Source organism: Microbacterium aurantiacum (assembly GCF_031625015.1).
GTDB classification, from domain to species: domain Bacteria; phylum Actinomycetota; class Actinomycetes; order Actinomycetales; family Microbacteriaceae; genus Microbacterium; species Microbacterium aurantiacum.
Genome location: NZ_JAHWXH010000002.1, coordinates 278,274 through 292,684 on the forward strand (window position 1 = coordinate 278,274; position 14,411 = coordinate 292,684).

A 14,411-nucleotide genomic window follows, 5' to 3' on the forward strand; every position below is an offset into this window, starting at 1 on the left:
CAACCTTTAATCCCGTCCCGTGAGGCGGAGAAGGGAGCGGCGGATGAGCACGCGTACCGTGCTTCACGAGGCCGACATCGCGCGCGCCCTGACTCGGATCTCCCACGAGATCCTGGAGTCCAACAAGGGACCGGAGGGCCTCGTCCTCCTCGGCATCCCGACGCGGGGCACGACCCTCGCGCAGAGGATCGGCGCCCTCGTCGGCGACTTCGGCGGCATCGCCGTCCCGGTCGGGGCCCTCGACGTCACGATGTACCGAGACGACCTGCATCGGAACCCGACCCGCACCCCGCAGCCCACCGACATCCCCTCGGTCGGCATCGACGGGCGCACGGTCGTCCTCGTCGACGACGTGCTGTTCTCGGGCCGGAGCATCCGTGCCGCCCTCGATGCGCTCCAGGACATCGGACGCCCGGCGGCGGTCCGGCTGGCGACGCTCGTCGATCGTGGCCACCGGCAGCTGCCGATCCGGCCGGATTTCGTCGGCAAGAACCTGCCGAGCGCGAGGGAGGAGCGCGTCAACGTCCGCTTGCGAGAAGTGGACGGCGTCGAGGAGGTGACGATCGAGTCATGAGGCACCTCCTGGACACGCGCACCCTGTCGCGCGAAGACGCCCTCCGCATCCTGGACGTCGCCGAAGACATGGCCGACACCCAGCGCCGCGAAGTCAAGAAGCTCCCGACCCTCCGGGGGAAGACGGTGGTGAACCTCTTCTTCGAGGACTCCACCCGCACGCGGATCTCGTTCGAGGCCGCGGCCAAGCGCCTCTCGGCCGACGTCATCAACTTCTCCGCCAAGGGCTCCAGTGTGTCCAAGGGGGAGTCGCTGCAGGACACAGCGCAGACCCTTCAGGCGATGGGGGCGGATGCCGTCGTCATCCGCCACGGAGCCTCCGGTGCGCCGCGCACCCTGGCCACGAGCGGGTGGATCTCCGCCGGTGTGGTCAACGCCGGCGACGGCACCCACGAGCACCCCACGCAGGCGCTTCTGGACGCCTTCACGATCCGCAAGCGCCGGTTCGGCGCCGACAGCCGTGGCCGGGATCTCGCCGGCATCCGTGTGACCATCGTCGGCGACGTCCTGCACTCGCGCGTCGCGCGCTCCAACGTCTGGCTGCTCACGACGCTCGGCGCGCACGTCACCCTGGTGAGTCCTCCGACGCTCGTTCCGCAGGACGTCAGCCGGTGGCCGGTCGAGGTTCTGTACGGCCTTGACGAGGCTCTCGCGCGGGAACCGGATGCGGTGATGATGCTGCGCATCCAGCTCGAACGGATGAATGCGGCATATTTCCCCACTGAACGGGAGTATTCGCGCATCTGGGGGCTCGACGCCCGGCGAGCATCGGCCCTCCCGGCGGATACGATGGTCCTGCACCCGGGCCCCATGAACCGGGGGTTGGAGATCTCCGCAGAGGCCGCCGACAGCGCCCGCTCGACCGTCCTCGAGCAGGTCGCCAACGGCGTCTCGGTGCGCATGGCCGCGCTCTACCTGCTACTGGCGGGCGCGGGACCCGACGACCGGAACGCCGTAGACGAGGAGAGCCCCCGATGACCCAGTCACCGCCGACCGCCACCCCCGAACGGCTGCTTTTCCGCGGCGCACGCATCGACGGTGCGGCCGCCGCCGACATCCTGGTCGCGGATGGTCTGATCGTCGAGGTCGGCGCGGGCCTCAGCCGCAACGGCGCGACCGAGATCGATGTCGACGGACTGGTGGCCCTGCCGGGTCTCGTCGACCTCCACACCCACCTGCGCGAGCCGGGGTACGAGGCGTCCGAGACGATCCTGACCGGTTCGCGTGCCGCCGCTGCGGGCGGGTACGCGGCCGTGTTCGCGATGCCCAACACCTCACCCGTCGCCGACACTGCCGGGGTCGTCGAGCAGGAGCTCGCGCTCGGCGAAGCCGCCGGTTTCGTCACGGTCCAGCCCATCGGAGCCGTCACGGTCGGGCAGAAGGGCGAGCGGATGGCGGAGCTCGGCGCCATGGCCGACTCCCGCGCCCGCGTCCGTGTGTTCAGCGACGACGGCTTCTGCGTGTGGGATCCGCTGATCATGCGTCGGGCGCTGGAGTACGTCAAGGCGTTCGACGGCGTCATCGCCCAGCACGCCCAGGATCCCCGGCTCACCGAGGGAGCCCAGATGAACGAGGGTGCCGTCTCGGCCGAACTCGGACTGACCGGGTGGCCCGCGGTGGCGGAGGAGTCGATCATCGCCCGCGACGTCCTCCTCGCCGAGCATGTCGGTTCGCGCCTGCACGTGTGCCACCTCTCCACCGCGGGATCGGTGGAGATCATCCGGTGGGCCAAGAAGCGCGGCGTGGACGTGACGGCGGAAGTGACCCCGCACCACCTGCTGCTCACCGAGGATCTGGTGCGCGACTACGACCCGCGCTTCAAGGTGAACCCGCCGCTGCGGCGCGAGGAGGACGTGCGGGCCGTGCGCGAGGGGCTCGCCGACGGGACGATCGACATCGTCGCGACCGATCACGCCCCGCACCCCGCGGAGGCCAAGGCCTGCGAGTGGGGCGCAGCGGCCAACGGCATGGTGGGGTTGGAGAGTGCGCTGCGCGTCGTCCAGCACGCGATGGTCGACACCGGAATGCTCACGTGGGCGGATGTCGCCCGGGTGATGTCACGGGAGCCCGCACGCATCGGCCGCCTCGCCGGACACGGAACGCCGATCACCGTCGGGCACCCCGCGCACCTCGTCTTCCACGATCCCGCTCCGATGCGGACCTTCGGCACCGCCGACCTCGAGGGGCGGAGCGTGAACTCGCCCTACCTCGGCCGGGAGCTCCCCGGGGTGATCCGGTGGACCGTGTACGGCGGCCTCGTCACCGTCGCCGACGGCGCGGTCCTCGATCGTCCGGGAGTCCGCTCGTGACCCGCGAGGGGGCCCTGCTGATCACCGTCGGCGTCGGTGTCCTGGTCGTCGCGCTCCTCGGCTGGGCGTGGCGACGACGTACCCGCCGCGATGCCGGGTGGTCGGCGCCCTTCGGCGATCTCCCGGCCGGCGCCGAGGTCGCGGCATCCTTCCCCGTGCTGTACGTCGCCACGACGCGCCACGGCGAACCGCTCGAGCGCCTCGCGGTCCGGGGTCTGGGTTTCCGCTCCCGCGGCGAGGTCCGCGTGGCCTCGGCGGGCGTCGCGATCGGCCTCACCGGGCAAGCCCCCATCTTCGTCCCCGCGGCGCGCGTGACGGCCGTCGCGCAGGCCACGGTCGCCATCGATCGTGTCGTCGAGCGGGACGGGCTCGTCCGCGTCTCCTGGCTCATCGACCACGACACGACGGTCGACTCCTACTTCCGCCCGCAGGATGCCTCGGCGCGAGCCCTCGCCGACGCTCTGGGCGCCCTCCTTCCGAAGAACAAGACGGGACACGACGCATGACCTCTCCCTTCGACCTCGACCCCGCCGTCCTCGTCCTCGAGGACGGGACCCGGTACCCGGGCGACGCCTACGGTGCCCGGGGCACGACACTCGGCGAGGTGGTGTTCGCCACCGGCATGACCGGGTATCAGGAGACCATCACCGACCCCTCCTACGCCGGCCAGATCGTGGTGCAGACTGCGCCCCACATCGGCAACACCGGCATGAACGACGAAGACCCGGAATCCCGACGCATCTGGGTGTCGGGCTACGTCGTCCGCGACCCGTCGCGCGTCGTGTCGAACTGGCGCGCCGATGAGAGCCTCCCGGACGCTCTCGTGCGCGACGGCGTGGTCGGCATCAGCAACATCGACACGCGTGCCGTCACCCGGCGCATCCGTTCCGAGGGCAGCATGCGCGGCGGCGTGTTCTCGGGTGCCGCGGCGGGCCTGGACGCCGAGGAGCAGCTGCGTCTCGTCCGCGAAGCCCCGGACATGCGCGGGCGCAACCTCTCCGCGGAGGTGTCGGTCAGCGAGGTCGAGGTGACCCCCGCCGTCGGCGAGCGCATCGGAAACCTCGCCGTTCTGGACCTGGGTGTCAAGACCGCCACGATCAACAACCTCGCCGCGCGCGGGTTCGAGGTGCACGTCTTTCCGCAGTCGGCCACGATCGAGCAGATCCGGGCCATCGAGCCCGTCGCGGCCTTCTACTCCAACGGTCCCGGCGACCCGGCGGCGTCGGACCAGCATGTGGAGCTGCTGCGGGCCGTCCTCGACGACGGTCTGCCCTTCTTCGGGATCTGCTTCGGCAATCAGCTCCTCGGGCGCGCGCTCGGCTTCGGCACGTACAAGCTGCCGTTCGGCCACCGCGGCATCAACCAGCCCGTGCTCGACAAGGCGACCGGCCGCGTGGAGATCACCTCGCAGAACCACGGGTTCGCCGTGGACGCCCCCACCGACGGCATCGTCGAGAGCCCGAACGGGTACGGGCGCGTCGAAGTGAGTCACATCGGCTTGAACGACGACGTGGTCGAGGGACTCCGCGCCCTCGACATCCCCGCCTTCAGCGTGCAGTACCACCCCGAGGCGGCCGCGGGCCCCCACGACTCCAACTACCTCTTCGACCGGTTCCGCGACATGGTGCTCGCGGCCCACAGCAAGGACGACAACTGATGCCCAAGCGCGACGACATCACCAGTGTCCTGGTCATCGGGTCCGGCCCGATCGTCATCGGCCAGGCGTGCGAGTTCGACTACTCCGGCACCCAGGCCTGCCGCGTACTGCGCGAGGAGGGCGTGCGCGTCATCCTCGTCAACTCGAACCCGGCGACGATCATGACCGACCCGGACTTCGCCGACGCCACCTACATCGAGCCGATCACGTGGCAGACCATCGAGACGATCATCGCGAAGGAGAAACCGGACGCGATCCTGCCCACCCTCGGCGGACAGACGGCGCTGAACGCCGCGATCCAGCTCGACAAGCACGGCGTCCTCGAGAAGTACGGGGTCGAACTGATCGGCGCCAACCTCGAGGCGATCAACAAGGGCGAGGACCGGCAGCTGTTCAAGCAGCTCGTTCTCGACTCGGGCGCGGACGTCGCCGACAGCCGCATCTGCCACACCATGGACGAGGTGCTCGCCGGCGCCGCGGAGCTCGGATACCCGCTCGTGGTGCGCCCGAGCTTCACGATGGGCGGTCTCGGGTCCGGCTTCGCCTACGACGAGCAGGACCTGCGCCGGATCGCCGGCGCGGGCCTGCGCGATTCGCCGACGACCGAGGTGCTGCTGGAGGAGTCGATCCTCGGGTGGAAGGAGTACGAGCTCGAGCTCATGCGCGACAACGCGGACAACGTCGTGGTCGTCTGCTCGATCGAGAACGTCGACCCCGTCGGTGTGCACACTGGCGACTCCATCACCGTCGCTCCCGCGCTGACGCTCACCGACCGTGAGTACCAGAAGATGCGCGACATCGGCATCGACATCATCCGCGCCGTGGGCGTGGACACCGGCGGGTGCAACATCCAGTTCGCCGTGGATCCCTGCAACGGCCGCATCATCGTGATCGAGATGAACCCGCGCGTGTCGCGCTCGTCCGCCCTGGCGTCCAAGGCCACCGGATTCCCGATCGCGAAGATCGCCGCGAAGCTCGCCATCGGATATCGCCTCGATGAGATCCCGAACGACATCACCAAGGTGACGCCGGCGAGCTTCGAACCCACCCTCGACTACGTCGTCGTGAAGGTTCCGCGGTTCAACTTCGAGAAGTTCCCGGCCGCCGACACCACCCTCACCACGACCATGAAGTCCGTCGGCGAGGCGATGGCGATCGGTCGGAACTACGCCACGGCCCTCCAGAAGGCGCTGCGGTCGCTGGAGAAGCGCGGCTCGAGCTTCCACTGGGGCGAGGAGTCCCGTTCGGTCGAGGAGCTGCTCGACATCGCCAAGATCCCGACCGACGGACGCATCGTCGTCCTCCAGCAGGCTCTGCGCCTGGGCGCGACGCCCGAGCAGGCCTTCGAGGCGACGGCGATCGACCCGTGGTTCATCGACCAGATCGTCCTCATCAACGAGGTCGCGGAGTTCGTCCGCAGCGCGACGGAGCTCGATGCCCGCGTCATGCGCATCGCGAAGGAACACGGCTTCAGCGACGCCCAGATCGCCCAGCTCCGGGGTATCGACGAGGTCTCCGTGCGGACGGTCCGCCACGGGCTCGACATCCGTCCGGTGTACAAGACCGTCGACACGTGCGCGGGGGAGTTCCCTGCACTCACGCCCTATCACTACTCCAGCTACGACGCCGAGACGGAGGTGACCCCGTCGGAGCGCACGAAGGTGGTCATCATCGGTTCGGGGCCGAACCGGATCGGTCAGGGCGTGGAGTTCGATTACTCGTGCGTGCACGCCTCGTTCGCACTGTCGGATGCCGGGTTCGAGACGGTCATGGTCAACTGCAACCCGGAGACGGTCTCCACCGACTACGACACCTCGGACCGTCTGTACTTCGAGCCGCTGACGCTCGAGGACGTGCTGGAGGTGCTCCACGCCGAGGCGCAGTCGGGCACGATCCTCGGTGTCGTCTGCCAGCTGGGCGGGCAGACGCCGCTGGGGCTCGCGAAGGGGATCGAGGAGGCCGGCTACACGATCCTCGGCACCTCGCCCGCGGCGATCGACCTCGCGGAGGAGCGCGGACTGTTCAGCGGCATCCTCGAAGAGGCGGGCCTCGTGGCGCCGCGCCACGGCACCGCGATCGACGTGGAGGGCGCCATCGCCGTCGCCGAGGACATCGGGTACCCGGTGCTGGTGCGTCCGAGCTTCGTGCTCGGCGGCCGTGGCATGGAGATCGTCTACGACACCGACAGCCTCCGCGACTACTTCCGGCGCATCGCCGATCAGGCGATCATCGGACCGGGGCTCCCTCTCCTCGTCGACCGCTTCCTCGATGACGCGGTCGAAATCGACGTCGACGCCCTCTTCGACGGTGAGACGCTCTACATCGGCGGCGTGATGGAGCACCTCGAGGAGGCCGGCATCCACTCCGGCGACTCCAGCTGCACCCTTCCGCCGGTGAGCCTCGGGCGCACCGAGATCGACCGCGTCCGCGAGGCCACCGGCGCGATCGCACGCGGCATCGGCGTCCGTGGTCTGCTCAACGTCCAGTTCGCCGTCAGCGCGGGGGTCCTCTATGTCATCGAGGCGAACCCGCGCGCGAGCCGCACGGTTCCCTTCGTCTCCAAGGCGCTCGGCATCCCCCTCGCCAAGGCCGCGAGCCGCATCATGGCCGGCACAAGCATCGCCGACCTGATCGCCGAGGGCCTCCTGCCCGAACGCGACGGGTCGCGGGTGCCGCTCGACGCCCCGGTGGCGGTGAAGGAGGCGGTGCTCCCCTTCAAGCGCTTCCGTACCGCAGACGGACAGACCGTCGACTCCGTCCTCGGCCCCGAGATGCGCTCGACCGGCGAGGTCATGGGAATCGATCGTGACTTCCCGACCGCGTTCGCGAAGTCCCAGGAAGCGGCCTACGGCGGAGTGCCGCTCAGCGGTCGCGTCTTCATCTCCGTCGCCGACAGCGACAAGCGCGCGGTCATCCTGCCCGCCCACCGGCTCGCCGAGCTCGGGTACGAGCTCGTCGCCACCGAGGGGACAGCGGAGATCCTCGCGCGGAACGGCATCCGCGTCACGGTCGTGAACAAGTACTCGTCCACGCAGGAGTCGGGGGATACCAACATCGTCGACCTCATCAACGCGGGGGAGATCGACATCGTCGTGAACACCCCGTCGGGCGGGATGGCTCGGGCCGACGGCTACGAGATCCGCGCCGCCGCGGTCGCGGGAGACAAGGCGCTGTTCACCACGATGGCCGTACTCGGCGCGGCGGTCAGCGCGATTCCCGTGCTCCGTCGCGGATTCGAGGTCCGCAGCCTCCAGGAGTACGCCGTGGATCGGGCTGGGCGCGCGTGAGCTCGTTCGGACGCCGCATCAGGGAATCCCTCGATCGCTTCGGACCCCTATGCGTGGGGATCGACCCTCACCCGCACCTGCTGAGCGACTGGGGTCTCGGCGACTCACCGGCCGGCGCCCGCGACTTCGGGCTCCGCGTGGTCGACGCGGCGGCAGGACGTGTCGGGGTCGTCAAGCCCCAGGTGGCCTTCTTCGAGCGCTTCGGCGCCGCGGGGTTCGCCGCGCTGGAGTCCGTACTCGCGTCCGCGCGGGCTGCCGGCCTGATCGTGATCGCCGATGCCAAGCGCGGGGACATCGGCTCCACGATGGACGGGTACAGCGCCGCCTGGCTGACGCCCGGCTCGCCGCTCGAGGCCGACGCCCTCACCGTGAGCCCCTACCTCGGGCCCGAGTCTCTGCGCGCGACCCTCACCGGAGCGGTGCGACTCGGCAAGGGCGTGTTCGTCCTCGCCGCGACCAGCAATCCGGAGGCCGCGGCGCTGCAGACGGCGCGCACGGTCGATGTCGAAGCGGAGGCGGACCAGTCCGTCGCCCGCCGGGTCGCACGGGACATCGCGTGGGTCAACGGCTCCGCCGCCTTCGGCGGAGAGCTGGGCCCGATCGGACTCGTCGTCGGGGCGACCGTCGACCGGCACGAGTTCGGCCTCACCGACGATGTGCTCGCCGGCGCCCCGCTGCTGGCACCGGGCTTCGGCGCACAGGGTGCTACTCCGGCCGATCTGCCGCGGCTCTTCGGCGCCGTCGCGGCGCATGTCCTCGCGTCGGAGAGTCGGAGCGTCCTCTCTGCGGGACCTGCCGACTTGACCGCGCGCATCGACGAGCGCTCCGCCCTCTACCGTGACGCGGGGATCGTGCGCGGACGCGCGGGAGCGGCGCACGATGGCTGATTCGCGCACCCCTCCCGAGGTCGACCGGGTCGCGGCATCGCGGCGTGCCGTCGCCGCGCGCCGGGAGCGCGCCGCGCTGAAGAACGACGTCGCCACACGGGTGATCACCCCCCAGGAGCTTCTGCGGCGCGCGCTGGATGCCCCGACCTCGCCGGCGGGCGCGATGCGCATCACCGAGTTCCTCACGAGCGTCCCCGCGATCGGCGCCGGGAAGCGCGATCGCATCCTTTCCGACCTCGACATCTCGCCGGTGAAGCGGCTGGGCGGGCTCGGTGCGCGCCAGCGGGAGGCGCTGCGCGCTTTCCTCGACACCCGGTTCCCCGAACCCGCTCCTCGGTCCGGCCGCAGCCGCCTCCTCGTCCTCGCGGGTCCGACGGCGGTCGGCAAGGGCACCGTCGCCGCCCACATCAAGGAGCACCACCCCGACATCCACCTTTCGGTCTCGGCCACGACGCGCGCACCGCGTCCGGGTGAGGTCCACGGCGAGCACTATTACTTCGTCGACGACGCGGAGTTCGACCGGCTCGTGGCGGAGGGTGAGCTTCTGGAGTGGGCCACCGTCCACAACGCGTACCGGTACGGCACCCCCCGTGGCCCGATCGAGCGGGTCCTCGCCGAGGGCAGGACGGTGCTCCTGGAGATCGACCTGCAGGGTGCGCGTCAGGTGCGGGCCGCCGAGCCGTCGGCGACTCTCGTCTTCCTCCTGCCGCCGAGCTGGGACGAGCTCGTCAACCGGCTCATCGGTCGGGGCACCGAGGGCCCGGAAGAGCAGGCGCGACGCCTGCGCACCGCGCGGGGCGAGCTGGCGGCGCAGGCGGAGTTCGATTACCGCGTCGTGAACGACGACGTCGCGCGGGCCGCTGCGGAGATCGCCGCTCTCGGATCCTGACGCCGCATTTCGTCACGTTACGTCCGTGACGCGGGGGTGGTCATCGAGTCGGCATGATCGAAGGCGTGTCCACCCTCCTCGCGCCCGCCGTGCCCGCAGCGTCCGCGCAGACCGCCCGCGGCGTCGTCCGCTTGACCGGTCTGTCGCGCTCCTTCGCGACCCCGCAGGGGGAGCACGCCGTGCTGAGGGACGTCGACCTCGACCTCGCCGCAGGGGAGATCCTCGCCATCGTCGGACCCTCCGGGTGCGGCAAGTCCACGCTGCTCAAGCTCCTCGGGGGTCTGGACCAGCCGTCCCGCGGAACCATCTCGCTGGACTCCTCGGCCGTCCGCGACACCGACGACCGCACCGCGGTGGCCTTCCAGGAGCCGCGTCTGCTGCCGTGGCGGACGATCGCGCAGAATGTCGCGCTCGGCCTCCCGCGCGGGACGGCGAAGCGCGAGGGACGCGACCGCGTGGCAGATCTGCTCCGTCTCGTGGGGCTGGACCAGGCCGCGGATCGCCGGCCCGCGGAGGTCTCCGGCGGGATGGCGCAGCGCGCGTCGCTCGCACGCGCCCTCGCGCGCGGACCCGAAGTGCTCCTCCTCGACGAGCCGTTCGGAGCCCTGGACGCCCTCACGCGTCTGCGCATGCAGGACCTGCTCCTGGACATCCATGCCTCCCGCCCCACGACCGTCGTCCTCGTGACGCACGACGTGGAGGAGGCCCTCTACCTCGCCGACCGTGTGGTGCTCCTTCGCACCCTCGGTGACGACCCCTCGTCCGGTTCCGTCGCCCGCACGGTCGACGTCCCCGGCATCCGTCCCCGCGATCGTGCAGATCACGTCTTCGCGGACCTGCGCGCCGAGCTCCTCGAAGGACTCGGCGTCCCCACCCATCACCAGACTCTCGAGGAGACCCGATGAGCACCGTCATCCGCCGCACCGTACCCGCGATCGTCCTCGCCGGTGCGATGATGATGGCCACGACCGGGTGCCTCTCGGGCGAGAACGCCTCCGCGCAGTCCGAGGGCGACACCGCCGGCACCGCTTCGGAGTGGTCCACCGACACCCTGTCCATCGACTTCGCCACTTACAACCCGCTGAGCCTGATCGTGCGCGACCAGGGACTCATCGAGGACGTGCTCGGCGATGACGTCACCGTCGAGTGGGTGCAGTCGGCCGGCTCGAACAAGGCCAACGAGTTCCTGCGGGCCGGCTCCCTGGACGTGGGCTCGACCGCGGGCTCCGCGGCGCTCCTCGCCCGTGCCAACGGTTCGCCCATCCAAGTCATCGACATCTACTCGCAGCCCGAGTGGTCCGCGATCGTCGTGCCCGAGGGAAGTGACATCACGTCCGTCGCCGACCTCGCCGGGAAGTCGGTCGCGGCCACCACGGGTACCGACCCCTACTTCTTCCTCCTGCAGGCCCTGGAGACCGAGGGCCTGTCGGTCGACGACATCGAGGCGCAGAACCTGCAGCACGCCGACGGACGCGCGGCGCTCGAGGCCGGCTCTGTCGACGCGTGGGCGGGTCTGGACCCGATCATGGCGGCCGCGGAGGTCGAGTCCGGCGCGCAGCTGATCTACCGCAACGTCGACTTCAACTCCTACGGCTTCCTCAACGCCACCGAGAGCTTCCTCACCGACCACCCGGATGTCGCGCAGGTGGTCGTCGACGCGTACGAGGAGGCGCGTGCCTGGGCGCTCGAGAACCCCGAGGAGACCGCCGCGCTTCTGGCCGAGGTCGCGGCAATCGACATCGCGGTAGCGAACACCGTCATCCAGGAGCGCTCGAACCTCGACGTCTCGGGTGTCCCCGGTGAGGCCCAGCTCGATGTCCTCCGCGTGATCGCGCCGGTCCTCGTGGCCTCGGATGCGGTGCAGGGCGGGGAGAGCGCCGTGAACGACGCGCTCGACACCATCGTCAACGACACCTTCGCCGTGCAGGCGACCGAGGGGCGATGACCTCCGCACCCGCGCAGAGCCGCACGACCCCGGACGCCACCGCGCGTCCGGGGTCGTCGGCGCGCGCGTTCTGGAGCCGCCGCTCGGTCCGCATCGTCGGGGGAGCGCTCGTCCCGCTCGTCCTCCTCGCGGTGTGGCAGGCCGTCACGGCGTCGGGTCTGGTCCCGGCCTACCGGCTGCCTCCGCCGGCCAGCGTCCTCGCCGCCGCGGTGCAGCTCGCCGAGAGCGGGTCGTTGTGGATCCACATCGCGATCTCGGTGCAGCGGGTGTTCCTCGGCTTCGCCATCGGCGCCGTGACCGGGCTCGCTGTCGCCGCCGTCGTGGGGCTGACGCGCGCCGGAGACGCTCTCCTGAGTCCGACCCTCGCCGCGATCCGGGCGGTCCCGTCCCTCGCGCTCGTGCCCCTTCTGCTGCTGTGGATGGGGATCGGCGAAGAATCGAAGGTCACGCTCATCGCAATCGGGGCGTTCTTCCCCGTCTTCACCACCGTGAGCCTGGCGCTCCGGCAGGTCGACGCGCGCTCGGTGGAGATGGCCCGCTCGTTCAGCCTGCGCGGATTCGCGCTCTTCCGTACCGTGCAGCTCCCGGCCGTCGTGCCCTCGATCATGGCCGGTCTCCGGCTCGCCCTTGCGCAGGCCTGGCTCTTCCTCGTCGCCGCGGAGCTCATCGCCGCCTCGATGGGTCTCGGCTGGCTGCTCACAGACTCACAGTCGAATGGTCGTGTTGACCGCATCCTGCTCGCCATCGTCCTGCTCGCTCTCCTCGGCACCCTCACCAACGGCATCCTGAGCATCGTGCAGAAGTACCTGCTCCGGCGATGGATCTGACATGAGCGGAATCAATGACGGGAGCGGCGCTTCCGTGTCCGAGGGACGCCTCGTGGAGACCCGGGCGTTCCCTCCGCCCGCCGGGCTCGCGGCGCGCGCGAACGTGGCCGCCGACGTGTACGCCACCGCGGCGGCGGACCCGATCGCCTTCTGGGAGCGCGCGGCCGAGAGGCTGACGTGGGCGCGCCCGTGGGACACCGCCCACGAATGGGATCCGCCGGTCCGGGATGCCGAGGGGGCTCTGTCGGTCCCTGCGGCGCGCTGGTTCGTCGGCGGGCGCCTGAACGTCGCGGAGAACTGCGTCGACAGGCACGTCGCGGCGGGCCGCGGCGAGAAGGTCGCCCTGCACTTCGAGGGCGAACCCGGTGACCGGGTCACCGTCACCTACGCCGATCTGCAGCGTCGCGTCGCGCAGGCGGCGAACGCCCTCCTGGCCCTCGGCATCGGGCCCGGCGATCGCGTCGTGATCTACCTCCCCGTGCTCGTGGAGACCGTCGTGATCACGCTCGCGTGCGCGCGCATCGGGGCGGTGCACTCGCTTGTCTTCGGCGGTTTCTCGGCCGAGGCGCTGCGCTTCCGCCTCGAGGACACCGAGGCGAAGCTCCTCGTCACCACCGACGGGCAGCACCGCCGCGCGGCCGCCGTCGAGGTCAAGTCCGCCGCCGACGAGGCCGCGGACGGACTCGCCCACCTCGAGCACGTCCTCGTCGTCCGTCGCACCGGACAGGACGTCCCGTGGACCCCGGGTCGGGACGTCTGGTGGCACGACGTCGTCGACGCCGCGTCGTCGGAGCACCGGCCCGACGCGTTCGATGCCGAGCATCCGCTCTTCATCATCTACACCTCCGGGACGACGGGCCGGCCCAAGGGGCTCGTGCACACCTCCGGCGGGTACCTCACCCACGCGAGCTTCGCGCATTGGGCGCACTTCGACGCCCGCGAGGACGACGTGCACTGGTGCACCGCGGACCTCGCGTGGGTCACGGCCCACACCTACGAGATCTACGGTCCGCTCTCCAACGGGCTCACCCAGGTGATCTACGAGGGGACACCCGACACTCCGGTGCGCACCCGGCATCTCGAGATCATCGAGCGGTACGGCGTCACGGTCTACTACACCGCGCCCACCCTCATCCGCACCTTCATGACCTGGTTCGGTGACGAGCTGCCCCCCGGCCACGATCTGTCGTCGCTCCGCCTCCTCGGCACCGTGGGGGAGGCGATCAATCCCGCCGCGTGGGTCTGGTTCCGGCGCACGTTCGGCCGCGACACCCTGCCGGTCGTCGACACCTGGTGGCAGTCCGAGACGGGCGCGGCCATGATCGCGCCGCTCCCCGGCGTCACGACCCTCAAGCCCGGCTCGGCATCCGTTCCCTTCCCGGGGATCGACGCGGCCGTCGTCGACGAGGATGGCCGCGAGGTGGCCCCCGGTCGCTCGGGGACCCTCGTCGTGCGACGACCGTGGCCCGGGATGGCGCGCACGGTGTGGAAGGACGCGGCCCGCTACCGCGACTCGTACTGGGCGCAGTACGCCGGCCACGGAGCCCACGGCGGCTACTACGTCGCCGGGGACTCCGCGACGGTTGATGCCGACGGGTACATCTGGATCCTCGGCCGGCTCGATGATGTCCTGAACGTCTCCGGGCACCGCATGTCGACGATCGAGATCGAGTCCGCGCTCGTCGCGCACGAGAGCGTCGGCGAGGCGGGTGTCACGGCGGTCGCCGACCCGGTCACGGGCCACGCGGTCGCCGCGTTCGTCGTCGCCTCCGGTACGGCCGCCCCGCAACCGACGGAGCTGCGCTCCCAGGTGGCGCGGGAGATCGGTCCCATCGCGAAGCCGCGACACCTCGTCGTCGTCCCGGAGCTGCCCAAGACCCGCTCCGGCAAGATCCTGCGACGCCTCCTCGGACAGCTGTGGGAGGCTGAGCAGGATCGCCGCGCGGGGCGGGTCCCGAGCCCCCTCGGCGACACCACGTCGCTGCAGAATCCCTGGGCCGTCACCCAGATCGCCGACGTCCTCGCCGACGCCTGAGC

Annotated in this window: 12 protein-coding genes; all 12 read left to right on the forward strand. The window is 70.6% G+C overall.

Translation table 11 applies throughout. The annotated features are described in order from the left end of the window. Positions 1-43: 43 nt before the first annotated feature. Positions 44-574, forward strand: a complete 531-nt coding sequence (gene pyrR / locus KZC50_RS10980) for a bifunctional pyr operon transcriptional regulator/uracil phosphoribosyltransferase PyrR (RefSeq protein ID WP_310891712.1) — start codon at positions 44-46, stop codon at positions 572-574. Then, positions 571-1,551 (forward strand): aspartate carbamoyltransferase catalytic subunit, encoded by a 981-nt coding sequence (locus KZC50_RS10985; RefSeq protein WP_301132317.1) that lies wholly within the window; start codon positions 571-573, stop codon positions 1,549-1,551. Before pyrR ends, KZC50_RS10985 begins: the two co-directional genes overlap by 4 nt. Beyond that, on the forward strand, positions 1,548-2,882 hold the full coding sequence (locus KZC50_RS10990) for a dihydroorotase (protein ID WP_301132316.1): 1,335 nt from the start codon (positions 1,548-1,550) through the stop codon (positions 2,880-2,882). The genes KZC50_RS10985 and KZC50_RS10990 overlap by 4 nt, the downstream gene beginning before the upstream one ends. Further along, positions 2,879-3,388 (forward strand): PH-like domain-containing protein, encoded by a 510-nt coding sequence (locus KZC50_RS10995; RefSeq protein WP_310891713.1) that lies wholly within the window; start codon positions 2,879-2,881, stop codon positions 3,386-3,388. The genes KZC50_RS10990 and KZC50_RS10995 overlap by 4 nt, the downstream gene beginning before the upstream one ends. Beyond that, complete coding sequence (carA, locus tag KZC50_RS11000; protein WP_236968903.1) at positions 3,385-4,539, forward strand: glutamine-hydrolyzing carbamoyl-phosphate synthase small subunit; 1,155 nt, start codon at positions 3,385-3,387, stop codon at positions 4,537-4,539. Before KZC50_RS10995 ends, carA begins: the two co-directional genes overlap by 4 nt. Continuing rightward, positions 4,539-7,826, forward strand: a complete 3,288-nt coding sequence (gene carB, locus KZC50_RS11005; RefSeq protein ID WP_310891714.1) for a carbamoyl-phosphate synthase large subunit — start codon at positions 4,539-4,541, stop codon at positions 7,824-7,826. Before carA ends, carB begins: the two co-directional genes overlap by 1 nt. Beyond that, positions 7,823-8,713 (forward strand): orotidine-5'-phosphate decarboxylase, encoded by an 891-nt coding sequence (gene pyrF / locus KZC50_RS11010; protein WP_301132312.1) that lies wholly within the window; start codon positions 7,823-7,825, stop codon positions 8,711-8,713. The genes carB and pyrF overlap by 4 nt, the downstream gene beginning before the upstream one ends. Further along, on the forward strand, positions 8,706-9,602 hold the full coding sequence (gmk, locus tag KZC50_RS11015; RefSeq protein ID WP_310891715.1) for a guanylate kinase: 897 nt from the start codon (positions 8,706-8,708) through the stop codon (positions 9,600-9,602). The genes pyrF and gmk overlap by 8 nt, the downstream gene beginning before the upstream one ends. 65 nt (positions 9,603-9,667) lie before the next feature. Next, positions 9,668-10,507, forward strand: coding sequence for an ABC transporter ATP-binding protein (locus tag KZC50_RS11020; RefSeq protein ID WP_310891716.1), 840 nt, complete (start codon positions 9,668-9,670; stop codon positions 10,505-10,507). Then, a complete protein-coding gene (locus KZC50_RS11025; RefSeq protein ID WP_301132308.1) occupies positions 10,504-11,547 on the forward strand; it encodes an aliphatic sulfonate ABC transporter substrate-binding protein in 1,044 nt (347 codons plus the stop codon). The genes KZC50_RS11020 and KZC50_RS11025 overlap by 4 nt, the downstream gene beginning before the upstream one ends. Further along, complete coding sequence (locus KZC50_RS11030; RefSeq protein WP_310891717.1) at positions 11,544-12,374, forward strand: ABC transporter permease; 831 nt, start codon at positions 11,544-11,546, stop codon at positions 12,372-12,374. The genes KZC50_RS11025 and KZC50_RS11030 overlap by 4 nt, the downstream gene beginning before the upstream one ends. Before the next feature lies 1 nt (position 12,375). Continuing rightward, on the forward strand, positions 12,376-14,409 hold the full coding sequence (gene acs / locus KZC50_RS11035; protein ID WP_310891718.1) for an acetate--CoA ligase: 2,034 nt from the start codon (positions 12,376-12,378) through the stop codon (positions 14,407-14,409). The last annotated feature ends 2 nt before the right edge of the window (positions 14,410-14,411 follow it).